Source organism: Microbacterium sp. KNMS, from assembly GCF_053851835.1.
Map to the genome: position 1 here is coordinate 21,334 of NZ_JBSQBP010000028.1, position 22,123 is coordinate 43,456.

Sequence of the window (22,123 nt, forward strand, 5' to 3'; positions counted from 1 at the left end):
ATCCGGCGTCTCGGTCAGCCGTGCCTGGAATCGGACCGCCGGTGCGCAAGTCGCCCCCTGAGCACGACACGCGCACACCAGCCCCACCGATCCGAATCCGGGCACGCGCACTGCCGGCGCCGCGGCCATCCGCCGTTCCTGAAATCGGACCGGCGGTGCACATGCCGCCCCCTGAGCACGACACGCACACACCAGCCCCACCGATCCGAATCCACACACGCACGCTGCCAGCGCCGCGGCCATCCGGCGCCCCGCCCCGCCCGGCCACCCCGCCCTGGCCGGCCACCCCGCCCCCGCGACCCACCCCGCCCCGGCGGGCCACCCCGCAGACGCACAAAGGGCGCCCCTCCGAAGAGGGGCGCCCTTGCGGCGGTCGCGGCCTATCGGCGCTGGCGCTTCTCGCGCACGCGCATGTTGATGACGATCGGCGTGCCCTCGAAGCCGTACAGCTCGCGCAGGCGTCGCTGCACGAAGCGGCGGTAGCCCGGGTCGAGGAAGCCGGTCGTGAAGAGCACGAAGGTCGGCGGACGCGTGCCCGCCTGCGTGCCGAACAGGATGCGCGGCTGCTTGCCGCCTCGGAGCGGGTGCGGGTGCTCCGCGACGAGCTCCGTGATGAACGCGTTGAACTTGCCGGTCGGGATGCGCTGGTCCCACGACTCGAGCGCCTGCTCGAGGGCGGGCACGAGCTTGTCCAAACGACGGCCGGTCTTCGCAGAGATGTTCACGCGCGGCGCCCACGCGACGTGCGCGAGATCCTGCTCGATCTCGCGCTCGAGGTAGCGGCGGCGATCCTGGTTGATCATCTCGGGGCTGTCGAGCATGTCCCACTTGTTGAACGCGAGCACGAGCGCGCGCCCCGACTCGAGCACGAGGTCGATGATGCGCACGTCCTGCTCGCTGATCGGCTGGGTCACGTCGAGCACGACGACCGCGACCTCCGCCTTCTCGAGCGCGGCCGAGGTGCGCAGCGAGGCGTAGAAGTCCGCGCCCTGCTGCATGTGCACCCGGCGGCGGATGCCCGCGGTGTCGACGAGACGCCACAGCTTGCCGCCGAGCTCCACGACCTCGTCCACGGGGTCGCGCGTCGTGCCTGCCAGGTCGTTGACGACCACGCGCTCCTCGCCGGCCGCCTTGTTGAGCAGGGACGACTTGCCGACGTTGGGGCGACCGAGGATGGCCACACGACGCGGCCCGCCGATTTCGTGCTTGGCGACGGCCGACACATCGGGCGTCTTCGCGAGCACGGCGTCGAGCAGGTCCGCGACGCCGCGGCCGTGGATGGCCGAGACCGGGTGCGGCTCGCCGAGGCCCAGGTTCCACAGGGCGGCGGCCTCGGGCTCGTGGCGCGCGTCGTCGACCTTGTTCGCGACGAGGAAGACGGGCTTCGACGTCTTGCGCAGCAGGCGGACGACGTGCTCGTCGGTCGAGGTCGCGCCCACCGTCGCGTCCACGACGAAGAGGATGACGTCGGCCAGCTCGATCGCGACCTCCGACTGCAGGGCGACCGACCGGTCGATGCCCTTCGCGTCGGGCTCCCATCCGCCCGTGTCGACGAGCGAGAACCGACGGCCGAGCCATTCGGCCTTGTAGGTCACGCGGTCGCGCGTGACGCCCGGCGTGTCCTCGACGACGGCCTCGCGGCGGCCGAGGATCCGGTTGACGAGCGCCGACTTGCCGACGTTCGGGCGGCCGACGATCGCGATGACCGGCAGCGCCGGAAGGTACTCGATCCCGTCGCCCTCGTCGTGCAGGCCGGCGAGCAGCGCCGCGTCCTCGTCGTCGAGCTCGTAGTCCTCGAGGCTCGCGCGCAGGGTCTCCGCGCGGCGCTCGACGAGCTCCTCGTCGAGCTCCGCGAGCTTCTCGGCGAGCCGGTCCGGCTCGCCCTCGTACTCGTTCTCAGCGGCCATCCCGGCCTCCCGTCTTCTCGTCGATCACCGCGAGCACGGCGGCGACGCTCTGGTCGAAATCCAAGTCGGTCGTGTCGACGACGTCCACCCCGGGCGCGGCGTGGAGGAAGTCGACGACCTTGCTGTCTGACGCGTCGCGCTTGCGCATCGCCTCCGCCACGGCAGCCGTGTCGGGGTCGCCGAGCTCGGCCGACCTCCGTGCCGCGCGCACGTCGGGGTGGGCCGTGAGCAGGATGCGCACGGGCGCGTCAGGCGCGACGACGGTCGTGATGTCGCGCCCCTCGACGACGACACCCGGGAGCCCCGACTCCGCCACGAGCGCGCGGAAGAGCGCGTTGACCTTCTCCCGCACCGGCAGCACGCGCGCGACGCCGCTCACGGCGGCCGAGGTCTCGGGCGTGCGGATGGCCTGGGTCACGTCGGTCTCGCCCACGCGGATGGTCCGCACATCGGGATCGAGGGAGACCACGGGCTCGAAGGTCTCGAACGCCGCGAGGACCGCGTCGGCGTCGTCGGTCGAGGCGCCGGCGGCGAGCACGTGCCATGCGAGGGCGCGGTACACCGACCCGGTGTCGAGGTAGCCGTAGCCGAGACGCCGGGCGCTCTCCTTGGAGACGCTCGACTTGCCCGCGCCCGCGGGGCCGTCGATGCCGATGAAGAAGGGTTCAGTCACTGGTGCTCGCAATCCGCCAGCCGCGGGACTCGAGGCCCTCCACGGCGGCGCTCAGGATGGCCGGGTCGACCGCGATCTCCGCGAGGCCGAGCTGGGCCCCCGGGGAGTGCTCGAGTCGGAAGTCCTCGACGTTCACGCCGAGTTCGCCGAGGTCGCCGAACAGCCGGCCGAGCTGGCCCGCCACGTCGTCGACCATGACGACGAGCGACTCGAAGCGTCGGCGCTGGCCGTGCTTGCCCGGCAGGCGCTCCACGCCGACATTTCCGCGGCGGATGGTCTCGGCGATCGCACGACGGGCGCCCGGGGCGTCAGGGGCGCGAAGGGCCTCCACGGCCGCCGCGAGATCCGCGGCGAGCGCGTCGAGCGCCTCGACGACGGGCTCGGCGTTCGCGCTGAGGATCTGCACCCACAGCTCGGGCGCCGAGTGCGCGATGCGCGTGGTGTCGCGCACGCCCTGCCCGGCGAGGCTCAGCGAGAGGTCGGGGGCGTCCGCGAAGCGCGCCGCGAGCAGGGACGCGACGACCTGGGGCACGTGCGACACGAGCGCCACCGAGCGGTCGTGCTCCTCGGGCGTCATCTCGACCGGCACGGCGCCGAGGTCGAGCGCGAGGGCCTCGATGCGCGCGAGGTCGGCCGCGGGCGTCTCGCCGTCGCGGCAGATCACCCACGGGCGCCCGGTGAAGATGTCGGCGCGCGCGGAGATCGCCCCGCCGCGCTCGCGACCGGCCATGGGATGCGAGCCGATGTAGTGCGTGAGGTCGACGCCGCGGGCGCGCAGGGACCGCAGCGGCTCGAGCTTGACCGATGCGACATCCGTGACGACCGCGCGCGGGAAGCGCGCGAGCTCCGACGCGACGACGTCGGCGACGACGTCCGGCGGAACGCACACGACGACGATCGCGGGGTCGTCGTCATCCGCAGCGGGGCGACCCGCCCCGTAGTCCACCGCGAGCCGCAGCTGCGACGGCGAGGTGTCGGCGAGCGCGACGTCGACGCCGTGCTGCGTGAGCGCGTGCCCGATGCTCGCGCCGAGGAGGCCGGATCCGACGACGCGGACGGTGCCCGTGACGCGCGCGGCCCGGCCGCTCACGGTCGTCGGAGCGGCGTCGGACACGACGCCGCTCGGCATGCCGCTCTCGCTCACGAGGTCTCCTGCTCCTCCGATGCCGGAGTCTCGACGCCATCGGCGGGCGGAGCATCCGTCTCACGGCGCGACAGGGTCAGCAGCGCGCCACGCTCCACTTTAGTCAGCTCGCGGGTCTGGCCCACTGGGAGGGTTCCCAGGTGCAGGGGCCCGAACTGGCGGCGCACGAGCTCGAGAACCGGATGGCCGACCGCCGCCATCATGCGGCGCACGATCCGGTTGCGCCCCGAGTGCAGGGTGAGCTCGACGAGGCTCGAGTCGCCCGAGGTGTCGAGCAGGCGGGCCTTGTCGGCGGCGATCGGGCCATCCTCGAGCTCGATGCCGCGCGTGAGCTTCGCGATCGTCTGCGGCGTCACCCGCCCCTCGACCTTCGCGATGTAGACCTTCGTGACGCCGAAGCTCGGGTGGGCGAGCACGTGGGCGAGCTCGCCGTCGTTGGTCAGGACGAGCAGGCCGCTCGTGTCGGCGTCGAGCCGGCCGACGTTGTAGAGGCGCTCCTCCCACTCGCGCGTGAAGCGGCGCAGGTCGGTGCGGCCGCGGTCGTCCTTCATGGTGCTCACGACGCCCGTGGGCTTGTTGAGCATGACGTACCGCTTCGTCGTGTCGAGCTGAACGGCCGTCCCGTCGACGTCGACGAGGTCCTTCTCGGGGTCGATGCGCGTGCCGAGCTCGGTGACGACGGTGCCGTTGACGCGCACGCGCCCTTCGACGATGAGCTGCTCCGAGACACGGCGGGATGCCACACCGGCGTTCGCGAGCACCTTCTGCAGGCGGATGCCCTCTGCCTCTGTCATGCGCTGTTCCTCTTCTTCCTCTTCGCATGTCTCACGCGCGGCGGAAATACCCCGGCCTTTCCCGCGACGCGTGAGACATCAGTGCGTCGTGCGCCGCCCCCTGTCTCGCTTCCCGCTGGAATCATGCCGCGTTTCCGGCGGGAAGTGAGACATGTGTCGTCTCCGGCCGGAGAAGAGACAGGCGACGGGGCGGGCCGTTCGTCCTCATGCGTTGAGCTCGTCGAACCCATCGGCGCCGTCATCGAGCAGCGGCGAGATCGGCGGGAGCTCGTCGAGCGAGTTGATCCCGAGCTGCTGCAGCAGCAGGTCGGTCGTGCCGTAGTTGACCGCGCCCGTCTCCGGGTCGGCATAGAGCTCGGTGATGAGCCCGCGCGCGAGCAGCGTCCGCACGACGGAGTCGACGTTCACCGCACGGATGGACGCCACCTGCGAGCGCGTCACGGGCTGCTTGTAGGCGATCACCGCGAGCGTCTCGAGCGCGGCCTGGGAGAGTCGCGCCGGCGCCTGGCCTCCGACGAAGTCCGCGACGAGGTCGTCGAACTGCTCGCGCACGTAGAACCGCCATCCGCCGCCGACCTCGCGCAGCTCGAATCCGCGCACAGGGCCGCCCGCTGCGCCGTCGTAGTCCGCGACGAGCGTCTCGATCGCCTGGCGCACGGCGGGCACAGGCGCCCCCACGGCCGTCGCGAGGCTCACGACGCTGAGCGGCTCGTCGGCGATCATGAGCACGGCCTCGAGACGCTGCGTCACGGTGCCGCCCGCCGGCGCGTCGACGCGCTCCGCCGTCTCCGTCTGCTCGTCGCTCATCCTCGCCCTCCTGCCTCGGCCATCCGCTTCCGTCCTGCTCCGCGCTCAGCGGTCATAGTCGGCCCCCAGACTCGCCAGCATCTCATCCGACCACTGCTCGGATGTCCAGGTGAGGGTGAGCTCGCCGAGCGGCTCGAGCTGCTCGAAGCTGATGGCCGCATGCCGGTAGAGCTCGAGGACCGCGAGGAACCGCGCCACGACGACGCCGATCTGATCGACCCCCGCGACGAGCTCCCGGAAGCTCATCTTCTCGCGGGAGCGCAGCTGCGTGACGACGATCGCGGCCTGCTCGCGGATGGACACGAGCGGCGCGTGCAGGTGGTCCAGCCCGACATGGGGAAGGGCCTTCGGGGCGAACGCGAGCATCGCGAGCGCCGCGAACTCCTCCTTCGTGAGCGTCCAGATGAGCTCCGGGGTCTTCGCGCGATGCTTCTCCTCGAGCGGCACGGCGCGTGCGTGGCGCCCGTCCTCGGCCTGCAGACGCGCCCGGAACCATCCGGACGCCTCCTTGAACGCGCGGTACTGCAGCAGACGGGCGAAGAGCAGATCGCGCGCCTCGAGCAGCGCGACCGACTCGGCGTCGACGAGCTCGCCCTGCGGAAGGAGCCCCGCGACCTTCATGTCGAGCAGCGTCGCGGCGACGACGAGGAACTCGCTGGCCTGGTCGAGGTCCTCCTCGGGCCCGAGATCGCGCAGATACGCGATGAACTCGTCGGTGACCCTGCTCAGCGCGATCTCGGTGATGTCGAGCTCGTGCTTCGAGATGAGGGTCAGCAGGAGGTCGAACGGCCCGTCGAAGTTCCCGAGCGAGACGCGGAAGCCGCCGCCTCCGTCCTGCTCCGCGGCCCCGGCCGGGTCTGCCTCCTCCGCGCGCAGGGCGAGCGGAGTCTCGTCGTGCGCCGCGTCAGGCGACGGCGCCACGGGCCACCAGCTCCCGCGCCAGCCGGAGGTAGGCCTGAGCCGCCGGGTGCTCGGGTGCGAACTCCGTGATGGGCACGCCCGACACCGACGCGTCGGGGAACTTCACGGTGCGGCCGATGACCGTCTCGAGCACCTTGTCGCCGAACGCCTCGACGATGCGGTCGAGCACCTCGCGCGAGTGCAGCGTGCGGGAGTCGTACATGGTCGCGAGAAGCCCGTCGAGCTCGATCGCCGGGTTCAGGCGGTCGCGCACCTTGTCGATCGTCTCGATGAGGAGCGCGACGCCGCGCAGGGCGAAGAACTCGCACTCGAGCGGGATGAGCACACCGTGCGCCGCCGTGAGCGCGTTCACGGTGAGGATGCCGAGCGAGGGCTGGCAGTCGACGAGGATGACGTCGTACTCGTTCGCGATGCCGCGGAGCACGCGCGCGAGGATCATCTCGCGGGCGACCTCGTTCACGAGGTGCACCTCGGCCGCGGACAGGTCGATGTTCGCGGGGATGATGTCGAGCCCCTCGACCGCGGTGTGGACGATCGCCTCGTGCGCGTCGCGCTTGGGCTCGAGAAGCAGGTCGTAGATGGTCGTCACGTCGTGCGTCTGCACGCCGAGGCCCGCCGACAGGGCGCCCTGCGGATCGAAGTCCACGGCGAGCACCTTGCGCCCGTACTCTGCGAGCGAGGCCGCGAGGTTGATCGTCGTGGTCGTCTTGCCGACGCCGCCCTTCTGGTTGCAGAGCGCGATGATCCGGGCAGGGCCGTGGCTGTCGAGCTTCGGCGGCGTCGGGAACCCCTGGTACGGACGACCGGTCGGGCCGATCGGTCTCTCGTCCTGCTGGGCCTTGCGCGCCACCGAATCCCCTGCTCTCACTGTCCTGGTTGGTCTCGATACGACCCGTCCGAGTCTAATCGCCCTCTCTCCCGACCCGGTGAGCCGACGCCGCGGGTCGGGGTCGCCGGTGCCCGGGCCCCTTCCCGCGGCGCGTGTCAGGCGCCGCGGAGCGCGTTGACCGGCTCGACCCGCGCGGCACGACGCGCCGGGTACCAGCCCGAGAGCCATCCGACGACCGCGCCGAGCACGACGCCGGCGCAGGCGACGAGCGGGTCGACCACAGCCGTCCACTGCTGTGTCGCGGCCACGACGACGACGGACAGGACCCCGAGCGCGGCCCCGATGAGCCCGCCGAGCAGGCCGATGACGATGGACTCGACCGTGAACTGCGCGGCGATCTGCCGGCGGGTGGCGCCGAGCGCGCGCCGCAGGCCGATCTCGCCGACCCGCTCCATGACCGACAGGAGCGTGACGTTCGCGATCCCGAGTCCGCCGGCGAGCAGCGACACCGCGCCGACGATCACGAACACGATGTTGACGTCGGACTGCACCGCATCGCCCAGATCCGATCCGGCGGATGGCGCGCGCACGTCGAGCGTGTCGGGAGCGTCGGGCGCGAGCGCGAGCGGCGCCTGATCGGCGATCTGGGGCCCCGCACCCACGGCGATCCGGACGACGGCCTCGGCGGGCGCGGGCAGCGAGAAGTCGGCGCGCGCGGCGCCGTCGGGGATGATCACGGCGTCTCGGAGCTCGCCGCGCGTCTGCGTCTCGCCCACGATGCCGATCACGGCGTACGCCAGGCCGTCGATGAAGATCGAGGGCTGTCGGTCGACGCGCGCGATGCTGAGACGCTCGGCGGCACGCGCGCCGAGCACGGCCACGCGGTCGCCGCGGACGTCATGCCCCTCGTCGAACATGCGCCCCGTGAGCATCTCGCCGCGGACGACGTCGAGCAGCCCGGCGGACGTCGCCATGAGCGGCGGCGGCGCGGTCGCCGGCGCCGACGGGTCGTTGAGCGGCACGGCCGTGATGGCGGCCTCCTCGAGCGGCACCTCCGAGATGAGAGCCGCCGCCTCGGCACCGGCGAGCAACTCGAGCCGATCGGGGGCATCCCACGGGATCGTGCCGAGCGCCCCCGTCCGGCCGTCGGGCCCGCTCGACGCCTCGGCAGGAGCGATGGAGACCTGCGTCGCGGCGACCGCGTCGAACTGGCTCGCGATCTGCGCGGCCGCCGTCTGCGCGAACCCCCAGGTGGCGACGAGGGACCCGATCCCGAGCACGGTGCCGAGGATGGTCATGATGAGTCGACCGGGGCGCGACCCGATGTCCGTGGTCGCCTCGAGGAACAGATCGCTCGCCGTGAACCGGTCGGCGCGCGCGACGGGGCGCACGAGGTCGACCGCGCGCGAGGGTGCGGGGCCGTCGGCAGAGGGCCGCCGCCGGCGCCAGGTCAGCCGACGGCGGCGGGACGGCGACTCCTCGGCCGGCGTCTCGGTCTCGACGGCGGTCATGCGACCTCGCTCAGCCGGCCGTCGGAGATCCGGATGCTCCGGCGCGCGCGCTCGGCCACGCCCTGGTCATGCGTGATCACGACGAGCGTGAGACCGTCGGCGTTGAGCTCCTCGAACAGCTCCATGACCTCGCGCGAGGTCTTCTGGTCGAGGCTGCCGGTCGGCTCGTCCGCGAGGAGCAGCCGGGGCCCGCTCACGACCGCGCGCGCGACGGCGACGCGCTGCCGCTCGCCGCCCGACAGCGTGCCGGGGAAGAACGACTTGCGGTGCCCCAGCCCGACGCGGTCGAGGGCCGCCTCTGCGCGCGCCTCGCGCTCGGCGCGCGGCACGCCGCTGTAGAGCATGGGCATGAGCACGTTGTCGAGCACGGTGCGGCGCGGCATGAGGTGGAACGCCTGGAAGACGAAGCCGATGAACTGCGCGCGCACGGCGGCGCGCTCGTCCTCGGTCAGATCGCCGGTGAGGGCGCCCGCGAGCCGGTACTCCCCCACGGTCGGACGATCGAGGAGACCGAGGATGTTCAGCATGGTCGACTTGCCCGAGCCGCTCGGCCCGACGATCGATGCGTACTCGCCCTGCTCGAGCCGGAGCGATGCGGCCTTGAGCGCCTGCACCTCCGGCGGCCCGGGGAACGAGCGGGTCACGTCGCGCAGCTCGACGATGGGGTCGGTCACGAGCCGACCACCACGAGGTCGCCCTCCTCGAGCTCGCCCTCGACCGGGGTCACCTCGACGTAGCCACCCGCGGCGAGGCCGGTCTCAACCGTCACGAGACGCGTCTCGGCGCTCTCGCCGTCACGCGGGTCGCCCGTGACGACCTCGACGCGCGAGTCGCCGCCGGGGCCCGCCGTGAGGGCCGCGTACGGCACCGAGAGCACCTCGCCCTCGGTCGCGCCGACCGGCACGTTGATGCGGACGTTCGTGCCCTGCACCTGCTCCATCTGCTCGGGAGTGAGCGGGTCGGGCTCGAAGGAGATCTTCGTCCGCCCGCCGTCCTCCGCGGGCTCGATCGCGGCGATGACCGCGCGGTGCTCGGCCCCGTCCGGCAGCTCGAAGGTCGCCTCGGCGCCGACCTCGAGCAGCTCGACGTCGGCGGCAGCGGCGGTGCCCGTGAGCTCGACCGACGCGCCGGACACCGTCATGGCGGCACCCTCGAGCGCGGCGCCGCGCTCGACGTTCACGGCGTCGACGCGGCGCGGCAGCTCCTGCAGGTAGAGCACCTCGCTCGCCGGGAGGAACGGCAGCGCCGACTCGCGCGCCTCGGCGAGCGAGGCGTTCGCCGTCTCGACACCGGCGATCGCGCTGTCGACCATCGCCTGCTCGGCGCTCGTGTCGCGGGGAGCGTCGAGGGCCTGTCGCTGCAGCTCCGCGACCGCGAGCTGATCGCGCAGGTCGCTCGCATCCTCACCCGCCCCCTCGGCCGCGGCGATCTGGCGGTGCAGGCTCGCGATCTGGTTGTCCGCCTCGCGGATCTCGATGTCCGACGGGCCCTGGCCCGCCGTCGCGAGGGCCTTGCGCGCGTCCGCGAGCGACTGCTCGGCCATCCGCACGCCCTCCTCTGCCGCGATCACCGCCTCCGCGACGCCCTCCTCGGGCTCGGGAGCCGGGTACCCGGCCTGGTTGTAGAGCTCGCCCACCGCGAGCGCCGTCGCCTCGTCGAAGACATCGGACGCGACGTCGCCGACACCGATCCCGACGGCCGTGAGGGCTTCCTTGAGCTGGATGACGTCGGGGCCGGAGACCCCCACGCGCAGCGTGCGGTAGGCCGGCAGCTCCCCCGGCAGCACGATGACCGGCCGCCCGGTCACCTCGAGCGCGATCGAGAGGCTGTCGAGTTCCGCGCCCGCCTCGGGCACCTGCCCGGTCACGATGGCGGCCCCCGTGAACGACGACGTGTCGATCTTGAGCTCGACGGCGTCGGTGTAGCCGACGTCGCCGCGCAGCGTGACGTCGTTGCTCAGCGCGCCGAACTCGACGGGCACCGTGACGAGGCCCGGCTCCGGCGCCCCCGCCCCTGCCGCCGCGTCGAGCGGCGAGATCACGAAGCGCCCGAGCGCGAGGCCCCCGGCGAGCGCGACGACTGCGACCGCCGCGGTGATCCACAGCCCCTTGTTGCCGCGGATGACGCGCCCCCACCCGGCGGCGCGTCCCTGCGTGCTCTCGGCCGGCGCCTCCTCGACGGCCGCCTGCTCGACGACCTCGTCGAACGTCGCGTCCGTCGAGGCGGCGTCGGATGTTGCGGGGACGAGCTCTGTCTCTCGGTTCTGCTCGTCCCCGCCGCCCTTCTCGCGCCCCTCCATGCGAAGATCCCGTGCGCGCACCGCTCAGCTCGCCTGCTCGGCAGCGGCCTTGTACGCCTCGAGCTCGGCCTTGTTGTCGGCGATGAACTGCTCCTCGAGCTCGAACTGGATGCGCAGGCTCGCGTCGCGGTAGTCGGTCTTCTCGCGGCAGTCGAGGTCGACGAGCGCGATCTCGATCTCCTTCTCGGCGAGCTCCTTCCACTCGGGCGTCTGCGTGGGGTCGCTCTGCTCCTCGAGAGCCGCGAGCTCCTCCTCGCTCGCGTTCTCGAAGTCGAAGTCCTCGTACGCGGCGTTCTGCTCCTCGTAGAAGGCGTTCTGCTTCTCCGAGAGCTCGTTCATCGGGTCCGCCTGCTTCGAGTAGCCCGCGTGGCCCGCGTCGGCCATGCACGACGCCCACTCCGCGTCGAGCTCGACCATCTCGGGCGACTCCTGGACGGTCGTGTAGAGCTCGTCCATCTTCGTCATGAGCGGCTCGAACTCCTCGTACAGCTTGTCCCAGAGGTTCGAGCCATACACCTCGTCCGACGCCTCCCCGTTGCAGCCGCGGTCGGCGGTCTCGTAGAACGCGTCCCAGTCGAACTCGGGGTCGCTCATCTCCTCCTCAGACGGCTGCTCGCCCCAGAGCGTCTCGTTGTAGGCCAGCTGCTCCGACTCCGACAGCGACTCGATGTACTCCTGGTTCGGGTCGACGTACTCCTCCGGCTCGGGCTGCGGCTGGTCCTGCCACGGGTCGTTGAACATGCCGTACCCGTACTGCGCGACCCACTCGCGCGACTCGGGGTCCCAGACCCCGTCGTCCTCGAAGACCACGCCGCCGTTCTGCAAGTTGGGCACGTACTCGAAGCCCTCGGCCTGCATGCACTCCGCGGTGCGCTCCTCGATCTCGCGCGTCTGCTCGTCCATCTGCTTCTGCTGCTCCTCGGGCGAGAGGTCGCTGCCGTACACGGCCGCCGTGTACTCGTTGAGGGGCGAGTCCTCCCACGAGAGCTCCGGCTCACCGCCGCCCTGCTGCGAGCATCCCGCGAGGGTTGCGGTGAGGATGGCCGCCGAGGCGACGAGCGTGAGAGGGCGTGTGGTTCGCATCATGGTCCCTGCGTCGAGGCGCGGCGAGCGCGCGGTGCTGTGTCCTGCCATCGTTCCAAGCGCGCGACCCGCGGGGCATCCGTCTGGAGGATGATCTGCGGAGGCGCTCTCACTGAGGATGTGTCGCCGCGGCGCCGATTCCTCCCATCGCGGAGGACTTCGTTACCGACCCGTGATATTCCGGTCAGAGCGCTCGCGGATGGCTCGTCGCGTACACATCGCGGAGCGTGTCGACCGTGACGTGGGTGTAGATCTGCGTGGTCGCGACCGACGAGTGGCCGAGGAGCTCCTGCACGACGCGGACGTCGGCACCGCCCTGCAGGAGGTGCGTCGCGAACGAGTGGCGGAGGGTGTGCGGGGACACGTGCGCCTCGAGGTGCGCGCGCTCCGCGGCCGCCTGGATCACGAGCCACGCGCTCTGCCGCGAGAGCGGGGCGCCGCGGGCGCCGAGGAAGAGCTTCGCGGTGGCCCTCCCCTTCGCCGCGAGCTCGGGGCGCACGCGCGTGAGGTACGCATCCACTGCGGCGCGCGCGAACGACCCCACCGGCACGATGCGCTCCTTCGAGCCCTTGCCGCGCAGACGCAGCACGTCGCCGGACGCGAGGTCGTCGACATCGAGGGAGATCGCCTCCGACACGCGGGCGCCGGTCGCGTAGAGCAGCTCCAGCAGGGCGCGATCGCGGATGCCCAGGGGCTCGTCGGGCGAGGGCGCGGCGAGCAGGCGCTCGACCTGCTCGATCGTCAGGGCCTTCGGGAGCCGCTGCGGCTGCTTCGGAGGACGCAGCCGTTGGGCGGGATCGTCGGCCGCGAGGCCCTCGCGCACGAGGAAGCGGTGCAGACCGCGCACGGATGACTGGAGGCGAGCGAGTGAGGAGGCGGCCGGCGGCGGGTTCTCCCCGGCCCGCGCCGCCGCGAACTCCGCGGCGATCGCGGGGGTCACGGCGTCGGCATCGTCGACTCCGTTCGCGCGCAGCCACGCGGCATAGCCCTCCAGATCGCGGCGGTACGCCGCGATCGTGTGCTCCGACAGGCCGCGCTCGATCGTGAGGTGCCGCAGATACGCGTCGACGGCGCGCTCGAGACGCACGCCGCGTCCTAGGCGCCGCGCAGCCGCGCCGCGGTCAGCAGCAGTCCCATGCCCGTGGTCGCGTTCCGGAACCGCCCCTCGACGACCGCACGCACGGCCTCCTCGAGGGGGAGCCACTCCACGCGCATGTCGGCCTCCTCGCCCTCGCGCTCGAACGCGCCTTCCGTCGGAGTGAGGTCGCGTGCGAGGAACAGGTGGATGAGCTCCGACGTGCCGCCCGGCGACAGATGCACGGCGCTCAGCTCCTGCCAGTCCGCGGCCTCGAGGTCGGCCTCCTCGGCGAGCTCCCGCTGCGCGGCCTCGAGCGGGCTCTCGCCCGCGACGTCGAGGAGCCCGGCGGGGAGCTCCCAGTCGCGCTCGCCGATCGGATGGCGGTACTGCTGGATGAGCAGGACGCGCTCGTCCGCGTCGAGTGCGACGACCGCCGCCGCCCCGGGATGGGCGAGGTACTGGCGCGTCAGCTGGTCGTCGCCGTAGACGAAGCGCTCCGAGACGATGTCCCACACGATGCCGCGGAACGCGACCTCGCTCTCGACGATCTCGACCTCGTGGGCCTCGTCTCGGAGCTCCTCGGTCATCAGGCGTTCTCGACGTCGAACAGCTCGCTCGCCCGGCTGCGCTCGACGGCCGCGCCGACGAGCCCGCGGAACAGCGGGTGCGGGTCGGTCGGGCGCGAGCGGAGCTCGGGGTGCGCCTGGGTCGCGATGTAGTACGGGTGCACGTCGCGCGGCAGCTCGACGAACTCGACGAGGTCGAGGTCGGGGTTCAGGCCGGAGAACACGAGCCCCGCCTCGGCGAGCTGCGCCCGGTAGGCGTTGTTGACCTCGTAGCGGTGGCGGTGGCGCTCCTGGACCTCGGGGGCGCCGTAGAGGTCGGCGGCGAGCGAGCCGTCCGCGAGGCGCGCGGGGTACAGACCGAGGCGCATCGTGCCGCCGAGGTCGCCGCGGTCGAGGATGTCGACCTGCTCAGCCATCGTCGCGATGACGGGAGCGGTCGTCTCGGGGTCGAACTCGGTCGACGACGCGTCGGCGATGCCGGCCACGTCGCGGGCGTACTCGATCACCATGCACTGCAGGCCGAGGCACAGGCCGAGCGTCGGGATGCCCTGCTCGCGTGCGAAGCGGAGCGCTCCGAGCTTGCCCTCGATGCCGCGGATGCCGAATCCGCCGGGCACGCAGATGCCGTCGAGCGACGACAGCTGCTCCTTGGCGCCCTCGGGCGTCTCGCAGGTGTCCGACGGGATCCAGCGGATGTTGACCTTGGTCTCCTGCGCGAATCCGCCGGCCTTGAGCGCCTCGGTCACCGAGAGGTAGGCGTCGGGCAGGTCGATGTACTTGCCGACGAGGCCGATCGTCACCTCGTGCTTCGGATTGTGGACCGCGTGCAGGACGCGGCCCCAGCGCGTCCAGTCGACATCGCCGGCCTTCTCGGCGAGGCCGAGGCGGCGCGCGATGTAGGCGTCGAGGCCCTGCTCGTTGAGCGTCGAGGGGATGTCGTAGATGCTCGGGAGGTCGACCGTGTTCACGACGCCCTCGATGTCGACGTCGCACATGAGGGCGATCTTGTTGCGGTTGCTCTCGCTCACAGGGCGATCGCTGCGGAGCACGAGCGCGTCGGGCTGGATGCCGACCTGGCGCAGCGCGGCCACCGAGTGCTGCGTGGGCTTCGTCTTCTGCTCGCCGGATGCGCCCATGAACGGCACGAGCGACACGTGCACGAAGAACACGTTGTCGCGACCGAGCTCGTGGCGCAGCTGCCGGGCCGCCTCGAGGAACGGCTGCGACTCGATGTCGCCGACCGTGCCGCCGACCTCCGTGATGATGACGTCGGGACGCGGCTCGTCCTCGGCCTGCAGGCGCATGCGTCGCTTGATCTCGTCGGTGATGTGCGGGATGACCTGCACCGTGTCGCCCAGGTACTCGCCGCGGCGCTCGCGCGCGATGACCTGCGAGTAGATCTGGCCCGTCGTGACGTTCGCGGCCTGCGACAGGTTGATGTCGAGGAAGCGCTCGTAGTGCCCGATGTCGAGGTCGGTCTCGGCGCCGTCGTCCGTGACGAAGACCTCGCCGTGCTGGAACGGGTTCATCGTGCCGGGGTCGACGTTGAGGTACGGGTCGAGCTTCTGCATGACCACGTGCAGCCCGCGTGCGGTGAGGAGGTTCCCGAGACTCGCGGCCGTGAGCCCCTTGCCGAGCGAGGAGACGACACCGCCCGTCACGAAGATCTGCTTGGTGGTGTCGTCGCGCCGTGCCTCAGGAGTCTGCATCACGGGCTTCGATCCTAACAGTCCGGGGTGGGAGGAGGGCGTGCCGCTCGCAGTGTGCTCCCAGCGGCGGATGCTTGTCGCGGCCGACGGGAGGCGCCGCGCCCGGCATCCTTCGGGCTATCGTGCCACGTTCCCGACGCGCGGGCGAGAGCGACCTCGCGGGCGGTGTCAGACGGCGGTGTGGGCGAGCGCGAGAAGCTCGCGCGCGTGGGTCAGCGCAGCGTCCGAGTCGGCCAGTCCCGAGAGCAGCCGTGCCATCTCGGCCTCCCGCTCTGCGCCCTCCAGACGCTGCACGCTCGAGCGGGTGACCGACCCGTCGTTGGCCTTGACCACGCTCAGGTGGTTGCTCGCGAACGCCGCCACCTGCGCGAGATGGGTCACCGCGATCACCTGCGACGACTGCGCGAGGCGCGCGAGGCGCTTGCCGACCTCGATCGCCGCGGCGCCGCCGATGCCGGCGTCGACCTCGTCGAACACGAACGTCGGCACGGGGTCGGTCTCGGCGATCACGACCTCGATCGCGAGCATCACGCGGCTCAGCTCGCCGCCCGACGCGCCGCGCGCGACCGAGCGCGGCTCGGCCCCGGGGTGCGGGGCGAGCAGGAAGGCGACGTCGTCGCGCCCGGTCGCCGATTCCTGGCCCGGCGAGACCTCCACGACGAGGCGCGCGTCGGGCATCGCGAGGGCGTGCAGCTCCTCCGTGACAGCGTCGCCGAGGCGCGTCGCCGCTTCCCGGCGCGCGGCGGTGAGCGCCGCGGCCGCGTCGTCGAGCGCGGCACGCGACTCCTCGCGCTGGGCGGACAGCCGCTCGATCCGGTCTCCGTCGTCGTCGAGCTCGGCGAGCCGCGCGGAGCCGGTCTCGAGGAGGGCGATCGCGGCGTCGAGCGATCCGTGCGCACGGACGAGAGAGCCGACCGCGGCCCGGCGCTCCTCGACCGCCGCCAGCTCCTGCGGCCCGGTCTCGTCGAGATCGGCGAGGAAGCCCGAGAGCTCGACGGCGAGGTCCGCCGCCCGGTAACCGAGGTCGGCGACCTGCTCCGCCAGGGTCGTGAGCGCCGGGTCGCCCGCGCGCTCGAGCGCGCGACGCGCCTCGCTCACGAGCCCCGAGACATCCGGAGCTCCCTCCTCGCTCGAGAGGGCCTCGCGGGCGAGCGCCGCCGCAGACCGCAGCTCCTCGGCGTTCGCGAGCCGCTCGGCGCGCTCGGCGAGCTGCACGTCCTCGCCCTCGACAGGGGCGATCTGCTCGATCTCCGCGAGGGTCGCGCGCAGGGACTCCGCCTCGGCTTCGCGCGCGGTGCGCTCGGTCGTGAGGGTCTCCAGCTCGCGCTCGAGCTCGCGGTGCGCATGCCATGCGCCCCGGTAGGCCTCGAGGGCCTCGCGCACGGGCGCTCCCGCGAAGCGGTCGAGCGCGTCGCGCTGAGCGGCCGCCGAGCGGAGACGCAGCTGATCGGTCTGGCCGTGCACGACGACGAGCGCATCAGCGAGGTCGGCGAGCACCCCGGCCGGGGCGGCGCGGCCGCCCACGCTCGCACGACTGCGCCCCTCGGCGGCGAGCGTGCGCGAGAGATACAGCTCGGCGCTGCCGTCGCCGATCGGCTCCAGGTCGCCGCCGGCGTCGCGCACGCGCTCGGCGACGGCGCCGGTCTCCGGCACGATCCACACGCCCTCGACGACAGCCTGCGCCGCCCCCGCGCGCACGGCGCCCGAGTCGGCGCGCTGGCCGAGCAGCAGCCCGAGGCCGGTCACCACCATGGTCTTGCCCGCACCGGTCTCGCCCGTGATCGCCGTGAACCCGGCGCCCATGGGCAGGGTCGCCTCGGCGATCACGCCGAGGTCGCGCAGTCGCATCTCCTCGATCACTCGTGGGCCTCCAGGCTCGGCAGCGTGAGGGTCTCGGTGGGCGTGTGCTCGCTCGGGCCGCGCCATCCCTCGGTCGGCAGCTTGAACTTCCGGACGAGCCGGTCGGTGAACGCGGCGGGGTGCAGGCGGGCGAGCAGCACAGGCTTCGGCGAGCGCCGCACGACGACGCGCGCGCCGGGCGGGAGCGGGTGCGACCGGCGCCCGTCGCACCAGAGGACGCCGGTGCCCGCCGAGTCGTCCTTGAGCTCGACCGCGACGGCGTGGTCGGGCCCGACAACGAGGGGCTTCGAGAACAGCGTGTGCGCCGAGAGCGGCACGACGGCGATCGCCTGCACGGTCGGCCAGATGACGGGCCCGCCCGCGGAGAAGTTGTACGCCGTGGATCCCGTCGGAGTCGCGACGACGACGCCGTCCGCACCGTACGCCGTGAGCGGCCGACGGTCGACCTCGATGATGACCTCGATCATCCGCTCGCGCTGGTCCTTCTCGATCGCTGCCTCGTTCAGGGCCCACGTCTCGTAGACCACGCGGTCGTCGTCGTCCTTCACGATGACGGCGAGGGCCAGGCGCTCCTCGACCGCGTAGTCGCCGATGATCGCGCGGTGGACGGCCTCGTCCATGTCGTCGCGCTCGATCTCGGCGAGGAAGCCGACGTGCCCCATGTTGACGCCGAGGACAGGCGCCGTGCCACCGCGCACCAGCTCGGCCGCGCGCAGGATGGTGCCGTCTCCGCCGAGCACGATCGCGATGTCGATCTCGGTCAGGGCCACGTCGATGCCGAGAGCGGGGACGTCGGCGAGCTCGGCGACGATCGCGGACAGCTCGGCACGGTCGTCGGGGGCGAGCACCGGGACGGCGCCCTCGGCACGCACGGCGTTCACGACCCGCACCGCGGCGCGCACCGTGTCCTCGCGATACGCGTGGGCGACGATCAGGATCCTGCGCTGCGTCATCGTCCTCCCGCCTCCGTCACGATCGTGTCCTCCCATTCTGTCGGATCCGCTCCGCGGCCCGGCGAGATGTGCACAAGCACCTCGACATTGCCGTGCGCGCCCTCGATCGGCGAACGGCGCACCGCGCGGGTGCCGAGACCGAGACTCCACGCAGCACGCAGGACGCCGCGCACGGCGTCGATGCGGAGGGCGGGGTCGATCACGACACCGCCGCGGATGCCGGTGCGCCCCACCTCGAACTGCGGCTTGACGAGCAGGACGACGTCGGCGCCGTCTGCCGCCACCGACGCGACGGATGGCAGGACGAGCGTGAGCGAGATGAACGACAGGTCGCCCGTGACGACGGAGGGCGGTGCCGCGATGCCGCTGGCCTCCGCGAGCCGCTCCGGAGTCATGAACCGCACGTTGAAGCCCTCGACCGCCCGCACCTCGGGATCGCTCGCGACCGCTGGTGCAAGCTGTCCGTGGCCCACGTCGACGGCGATGACCGGCGACGCTCCGCGCGCGCGGAGCACCTGGGTGAAGCCGCCGGTCGACGCTCCCATGTCGAGCGCGGCCCGGCCTGCGACCTCGATCGAGAACGCGTCGAGCGCGTGAATGAGCTTGTGGGCGCCGCGGCTGACCCACTGATCGGCGGCGTCCACCTCGATGCGCGTCGTGTCGTCGACCCTCGCCGACGCCTTCGTGACGATCTCGCCCTCGACCCGCACCGCGCCATCCGCGATGAGACCCGCCGCGTGCGTGCGCGAGCGCGCGAGGCCGCGCTCGGCGAGCGCCGCGTCGAGTCGCTGCGTCATCGGGGCGCGGTGCCGTCGCGAGGAGCGGACTCGAGCCGCGCGGCCAGCTCGTCGTGCAGGGCCGCGTACGCGCTCGCCCGCTCGGCGAGAGGCTGATCCTCGATCACCCTGAGCCGGCTGACGAGCTCTGCGCCGTGGTCCTGATCCGTCACCCGTTCAGACTAGCCGCGGCGGAAGCGGTCCTCGTAGAGGCGCTCGGGCACGCGGAAGCCGAAGATCTGGCGGCCGGTGTCCCAGATCGCCTTCGACGCCGCACGCAGCAGGTCGATGTCGCGCGTTCCCTCGCTCACGATGTGCACGTCGGGTCCGTCGATGCGCACGGCGGCGTCGCGGACCCAGACCGTGTCGCCCTTCACGCGGGCGACGGGATACGGCTCGAAGAGCTCGCGCAGGTCGCTGAGGATGTAGGTCGGGCGCGAGTGAGACGGCGCGGCGAGGATGTGCTTGGGCCGGTCGATCCCCGTCAGCACGATCGCCGACGCCATCCCGGCAGCCTGCGCGCCCATGATGTCGGTGTCGAGCCGGTCGCCCAGGAACAGCGGGTTCTGCGCCGAGAATCGTGCGACGGCCGCGTGGAAGATCGGGGCCTCGGGCTTGCCGGCGACCGTCGCGAGACGCCCGACGGCCGTGTGCACGGCCGACACGAGCGTGCCGTTTCCCGGCGCGACGCCCCGCGCCTGCGGGATCGTCCAGTCGGTGTTCGTCGCGATCCAGGGGATGCCACCCTCCTCCTCCGGAAGAGCGAGGGCGAACGCGGCCTCCGCGAGCTGGGTCCAGCCCACCTCGGGTGCGAAGCCCTGGACCACGGCCGCCGGCGCGTCCTCGGCACTGCGGGTGACGACATAGCCGGCCTTCTCGGCCTCGACGACGAGGCCCTCCCCGCCCACGACGAGGATGGTCGAGCCTGCCGGCACGCGCTCCGCGAGCAGGCGCATGGCGGCCTGAGGGCTCGTCACGACGTCGTCGGGCGCGGTTGGGATGCCAAGCTCGCTCAGGTGAGCGGCGACGGACGCGTCCGTCCGCGAGGCGTTGTTCGTGATGAACCCGAGCCGGCGGCCCTCGCTCGTCGCACGGTTCAGGCTCTCGACCGCGTGCGGCAGCGGCCCGGGGCCGGCGTAGACGACGCCGTCGAGGTCGGCGAGGAGGACGTCGACCCCCTCGATGGGTGCGGGGCCATCCGTCCGCTTAGAAAAGAGCGCCATCGGGGCGGTCATCCTCCGTCGTCGATTCCTCAGGTGCAGGCTGCTGCTCTCCGCGCGCCTCGGACTCGGCGTCCTCGGTGTCGACCGGTGTCGCGTCCGGCTCGGCGGCAGCGGCGTCGTCCGGCGTCGCGTCGGCGGCGCCCTCGATGTCGACCGGCGTCGCGTCGGCGGCGCCCTCGATGTCGACCGGCGTCGCGTCGGCGGCGCCCTCGATCCCGGCGGCGATCAGGATCTCGGACACCTCGTCCTCGATCGTGAAGTCCTGCTCGGGCTCGGGCTCGGGCTCGGGCTCGACTGCCGTCTCGCGCTCGGGCTCCTCTGCCGGCTCGGGAGCGGCGGCGGGCTCCTGCTCGCTTGCGGGCTCCTGCTCGGAGGCGACGTCGTCGGCCGCGTGCTCCTCCTCGGCCGGGAGCGCCTCGGTGTCGGTGTCGTCGACGAAGATGAAGTCGTCCTCGTCTGCGCCGCGGTGCGCGAGGAGCGCCTCCTCGGCGACCTCCGCCCGGCGGCGCCACGACGCCGCCTCATCGGTGCGGCCGAGGTCCTCAAGCACGTTCGCGCGCGCCGCGAAGAGACCCGGGCTCCACTCGAACGCCCGATCGGGATCGAGCTCCGGGATGTCGAGCTCGTGCAGGGCCAGCTCGGTCTGACCGAGATCCAGACGCGCACCCGACATCGCGATCGCGAGCTCGACGCGCGCCGCGACGTCAAGGGCCTCGCGGTCGGCGGCGCGGCCCTCCTCGAGCGCCTTCTCGGGGCGCCCGACGCCGCGTTCGCTGTCGACGATGAGCGCGACGTTGTCGTTGCGCCCCGTGATCCTCCGCTGCGTGCGCAGCTCGCGCAGGGCGAGCGCGAAGTCGCCGTTCGCGTACGCCGTGATCGCGAGCGTCTCCCGGGCGACGCCGATGCGGCCTGCGTGTCGCACCGCGGCGAGGGCGTGCTCGTGGGCGAGTTGCGGGTCCTCGTCGATCAGGCGCGACGCCATCGCGAGATGACGTGCGACGCGCTCCGCGTTCTCCTTGCTGAGGGTCTTCAGCTCGTTGCGGGCCGCCGGCGCGAGATCGCGCGCCGTGATGTCCTCGGGGAGGAACGGATCGGGCACGCGAGCGTGCTCGGGCGGACGCGACGCGCCGCCATCGTCGTGACGCGGACGCGCGGGTCGGCTGTCGCGGTCGTAGGGACGGCGCGGTCCGGCCTGACCGTCGCGGCTCTGCGGACGGCGCTGCGGGCGGTCGTCTCGCTGGTATGGGCGGCGGTCGCTGGAGCTGCGGTCGTCACGCTGGTACGGACGACGCTCCCCCGAGTTCCGGTCGTCCCGCTGGTAGGGACGACGCTCACCGGAGTTGCGGTCATCACGGGAGTACGGGCGACGCTCACCCGAGTTCCGGTCATCACGCTGGTACGGGCGACGCTCACCGGAGTTCCGGTCATCACGGGAGTACGGGCGACGCTCACCGGAGTTCCGGTCGTCCCGCTGGTACGGGCGACGGTCACCGGAGTTCCGGTCATCACGGGAGTACGGGCGGCGCTCCCCCGAGTTTCGGTCGTCCCGCTGGTACGGCCGACGCTCACCCGCGTTCCGGTCATCCCGCTGGTACGGACGACGGTCACCCGAGTTCCGGTCATCACGGGAGTACGGACGACGGTCACCCGAGTTCCGGTCATCACGCTGATACGGACGACGGTCACCGTTTCGCTGCGGGCGCCCATCACGGGGACGCCGGTCGCGGGATGAGCTGTCTGAGTATCGGGGACGCGCCCCGTCACGCCCACGAGCCCTGTCGTCGCCGCCGCGCGGTCGTGACCCGCCCTCGGGGCGGTCGTTGTCTCCGTCGTTCGGCATGTCTACTCCTCGGTGATGCCCGTGTAACGCACGAAAGGGTCATCCGTCGTCGGATGACCCTTTCGTCTACGTGAAGTCCGGCGGTGTCCTACTCTCCCACAAGGTCCCCCTTGCAGTACCATCGGCGCTGAGAGGCTTAGCTTCCGGGTT

21 protein-coding genes and 1 rRNA gene are annotated in these 22,123 nt (G+C 72.3%); 1 reads left to right on the plus strand and 21 read right to left on the minus strand.

Annotation, left to right across the window (positions count from 1 at the left end; genetic code table 11):
- Nucleotides 1–380: 380 nt before the first annotated feature.
- From der to ACWXWW_RS15520, 20 genes are all read right to left on the minus strand, one after another.
- Entirely contained in the window at nt 381–1,907 is a 1,527-nt protein-coding gene (gene der, locus ACWXWW_RS15425) for a ribosome biogenesis GTPase Der (RefSeq protein WP_282979224.1), read from the minus strand.
- A complete protein-coding gene (gene cmk, locus ACWXWW_RS15430; RefSeq protein WP_271173375.1) occupies nt 1,897–2,580 on the minus strand; it encodes a (d)CMP kinase in 684 nt (227 codons plus the stop codon). The genes der and cmk overlap by 11 nt, the downstream gene beginning before the upstream one ends.
- Nucleotides 2,573–3,709 carry a prephenate dehydrogenase gene (locus ACWXWW_RS15435; RefSeq protein ID WP_455970746.1) on the minus strand — a complete coding sequence of 379 codons (1,137 nt, stop codon included), beginning with the start codon at nt 3,707–3,709 and terminating at the stop codon, nt 2,573–2,575. The genes cmk and ACWXWW_RS15435 overlap by 8 nt, the downstream gene beginning before the upstream one ends.
- 11 nt (nt 3,710–3,720) lie before the next feature.
- Nucleotides 3,721–4,518, minus strand: coding sequence for a pseudouridine synthase (locus ACWXWW_RS15440; RefSeq protein ID WP_282979225.1), 798 nt, complete (start codon nt 4,516–4,518; stop codon nt 3,721–3,723).
- 204 nt (nt 4,519–4,722) lie between these two features.
- Nucleotides 4,723–5,325 carry an SMC-Scp complex subunit ScpB gene (scpB, locus tag ACWXWW_RS15445; RefSeq protein WP_455970731.1) on the minus strand — a complete coding sequence of 201 codons (603 nt, stop codon included), beginning with the start codon at nt 5,323–5,325 and terminating at the stop codon, nt 4,723–4,725.
- Nucleotides 5,326–5,370: 45 nt separating this feature from the next.
- Nucleotides 5,371–6,246 (minus strand): segregation and condensation protein A, encoded by an 876-nt coding sequence (locus ACWXWW_RS15450; protein ID WP_455970733.1) that lies wholly within the window; start codon nt 6,244–6,246, stop codon nt 5,371–5,373.
- A complete protein-coding gene (locus ACWXWW_RS15455) occupies nt 6,230–7,096 on the minus strand; it encodes a ParA family protein (RefSeq protein ID WP_271173379.1) in 867 nt (288 codons plus the stop codon). Before ACWXWW_RS15455 ends, ACWXWW_RS15450 begins: the two co-directional genes overlap by 17 nt.
- A 134-nt stretch (nt 7,097–7,230) precedes the next feature.
- Nucleotides 7,231–8,586, minus strand: a complete 1,356-nt coding sequence (locus tag ACWXWW_RS15460; protein ID WP_421075236.1) for an ABC transporter permease — start codon at nt 8,584–8,586, stop codon at nt 7,231–7,233.
- Nucleotides 8,583–9,260: an ABC transporter ATP-binding protein gene (locus ACWXWW_RS15465; RefSeq protein WP_271173381.1), complete on the minus strand. Its 678-nt coding sequence runs from the start codon at nt 9,258–9,260 to the stop codon at nt 8,583–8,585. The genes ACWXWW_RS15460 and ACWXWW_RS15465 overlap by 4 nt, the downstream gene beginning before the upstream one ends.
- Nucleotides 9,257–10,885: a hypothetical protein gene (locus ACWXWW_RS15470; RefSeq protein ID WP_455970736.1), complete on the minus strand. Its 1,629-nt coding sequence runs from the start codon at nt 10,883–10,885 to the stop codon at nt 9,257–9,259. Before ACWXWW_RS15470 ends, ACWXWW_RS15465 begins: the two co-directional genes overlap by 4 nt.
- Nucleotides 10,886–10,909: 24 nt before the next feature.
- Nucleotides 10,910–11,971 (minus strand): hypothetical protein, encoded by a 1,062-nt coding sequence (locus tag ACWXWW_RS15475; RefSeq protein ID WP_455970738.1) that lies wholly within the window; start codon nt 11,969–11,971, stop codon nt 10,910–10,912.
- Nucleotides 11,972–12,152: 181 nt separating this feature from the next.
- On the minus strand, nt 12,153–13,055 hold the full coding sequence (gene xerD, locus ACWXWW_RS15480; protein WP_282979230.1) for a site-specific tyrosine recombinase XerD: 903 nt from the start codon (nt 13,053–13,055) through the stop codon (nt 12,153–12,155).
- An 8-nt stretch (nt 13,056–13,063) separates the two neighbouring features.
- Nucleotides 13,064–13,633 carry an NUDIX domain-containing protein gene (locus ACWXWW_RS15485; protein WP_271173385.1) on the minus strand — a complete coding sequence of 190 codons (570 nt, stop codon included), beginning with the start codon at nt 13,631–13,633 and terminating at the stop codon, nt 13,064–13,066.
- Nucleotides 13,633–15,321 carry a CTP synthase gene (locus ACWXWW_RS15490; RefSeq protein WP_271173386.1) on the minus strand — a complete coding sequence of 563 codons (1,689 nt, stop codon included), beginning with the start codon at nt 15,319–15,321 and terminating at the stop codon, nt 13,633–13,635. The genes ACWXWW_RS15485 and ACWXWW_RS15490 overlap by 1 nt, the downstream gene beginning before the upstream one ends.
- Before the next feature lie 168 nt (nt 15,322–15,489).
- Nucleotides 15,490–17,181 (minus strand): DNA repair protein RecN, encoded by a 1,692-nt coding sequence (recN, locus tag ACWXWW_RS15495; RefSeq protein ID WP_455970740.1) that lies wholly within the window; start codon nt 17,179–17,181, stop codon nt 15,490–15,492.
- Nucleotides 17,178–18,134 carry an NAD kinase gene (locus tag ACWXWW_RS15500; RefSeq protein ID WP_271173388.1) on the minus strand — a complete coding sequence of 319 codons (957 nt, stop codon included), beginning with the start codon at nt 18,132–18,134 and terminating at the stop codon, nt 17,178–17,180. Before ACWXWW_RS15500 ends, recN begins: the two co-directional genes overlap by 4 nt.
- Nucleotides 18,131–18,931 (minus strand): TlyA family RNA methyltransferase, encoded by an 801-nt coding sequence (locus tag ACWXWW_RS15505; protein WP_421075233.1) that lies wholly within the window; start codon nt 18,929–18,931, stop codon nt 18,131–18,133. Before ACWXWW_RS15505 ends, ACWXWW_RS15500 begins: the two co-directional genes overlap by 4 nt.
- Nucleotides 18,928–19,083, minus strand: coding sequence for a hypothetical protein (locus tag ACWXWW_RS15510; RefSeq protein ID WP_271173390.1), 156 nt, complete (start codon nt 19,081–19,083; stop codon nt 18,928–18,930). Before ACWXWW_RS15510 ends, ACWXWW_RS15505 begins: the two co-directional genes overlap by 4 nt.
- Before the next feature lie 9 nt (nt 19,084–19,092).
- Nucleotides 19,093–20,133: an HAD-IIA family hydrolase gene (locus tag ACWXWW_RS15515; protein WP_282979244.1), complete on the minus strand. Its 1,041-nt coding sequence runs from the start codon at nt 20,131–20,133 to the stop codon at nt 19,093–19,095.
- Nucleotides 20,117–21,232 carry a hypothetical protein gene (locus ACWXWW_RS15520; RefSeq protein WP_455970742.1) on the minus strand — a complete coding sequence of 372 codons (1,116 nt, stop codon included), beginning with the start codon at nt 21,230–21,232 and terminating at the stop codon, nt 20,117–20,119. The genes ACWXWW_RS15515 and ACWXWW_RS15520 overlap by 17 nt, the downstream gene beginning before the upstream one ends.
- 39 nt (nt 21,233–21,271) lie before the next feature.
- On the opposite strand from ACWXWW_RS15520, the gene ACWXWW_RS15525 reads away from it, so the two are divergent.
- On the plus strand, nt 21,272–21,865 hold the full coding sequence (locus tag ACWXWW_RS15525; RefSeq protein WP_455970744.1) for a hypothetical protein: 594 nt from the start codon (nt 21,272–21,274) through the stop codon (nt 21,863–21,865).
- 183 nt (nt 21,866–22,048) lie between these two features.
- On the opposite strand, the gene rrf is transcribed toward ACWXWW_RS15525, so the two are convergent.
- Nucleotides 22,049–22,123: ribosomal RNA gene (rrf, locus tag ACWXWW_RS15530) — 5S ribosomal RNA — on the minus strand; the annotation flags it as partial.

Coding starts and splice junctions, on each gene's coding strand:
- der (WP_282979224.1), bottom strand. CDS start 1,907: ATGGCCGCTGAGAACGAGTACGAGGGCGAGCCGGACCGGCTCGCCGAG.
- ACWXWW_RS15435 (WP_455970746.1), bottom strand. CDS start 3,709: ATGCCGAGCGGCGTCGTGTCCGACGCCGCTCCGACGACCGTGAGCGGC.
- ACWXWW_RS15440 (WP_282979225.1), bottom strand. CDS start 4,518: ATGACAGAGGCAGAGGGCATCCGCCTGCAGAAGGTGCTCGCGAACGCC.
- scpB (WP_455970731.1), bottom strand. CDS start 5,325: ATGAGCGACGAGCAGACGGAGACGGCGGAGCGCGTCGACGCGCCGGCG.
- ACWXWW_RS15460 (WP_421075236.1), bottom strand. CDS start 8,586: ATGACCGCCGTCGAGACCGAGACGCCGGCCGAGGAGTCGCCGTCCCGC.
- ACWXWW_RS15470 (WP_455970736.1), bottom strand. CDS start 10,885: ATGGAGGGGCGCGAGAAGGGCGGCGGGGACGAGCAGAACCGAGAGACA.
- ACWXWW_RS15475 (WP_455970738.1), bottom strand. CDS start 11,971: ATGATGCGAACCACACGCCCTCTCACGCTCGTCGCCTCGGCGGCCATC.
- ACWXWW_RS15485 (WP_271173385.1), bottom strand. CDS start 13,633: ATGACCGAGGAGCTCCGAGACGAGGCCCACGAGGTCGAGATCGTCGAG.
- ACWXWW_RS15490 (WP_271173386.1), bottom strand. CDS start 15,321: ATGCAGACTCCTGAGGCACGGCGCGACGACACCACCAAGCAGATCTTC.
- ACWXWW_RS15500 (WP_271173388.1), bottom strand. CDS start 18,134: ATGACGCAGCGCAGGATCCTGATCGTCGCCCACGCGTATCGCGAGGAC.
- ACWXWW_RS15505 (WP_421075233.1), bottom strand. CDS start 18,931: ATGACGCAGCGACTCGACGCGGCGCTCGCCGAGCGCGGCCTCGCGCGC.
- ACWXWW_RS15515 (WP_282979244.1), bottom strand. CDS start 20,133: ATGGCGCTCTTTTCTAAGCGGACGGATGGCCCCGCACCCATCGAGGGG.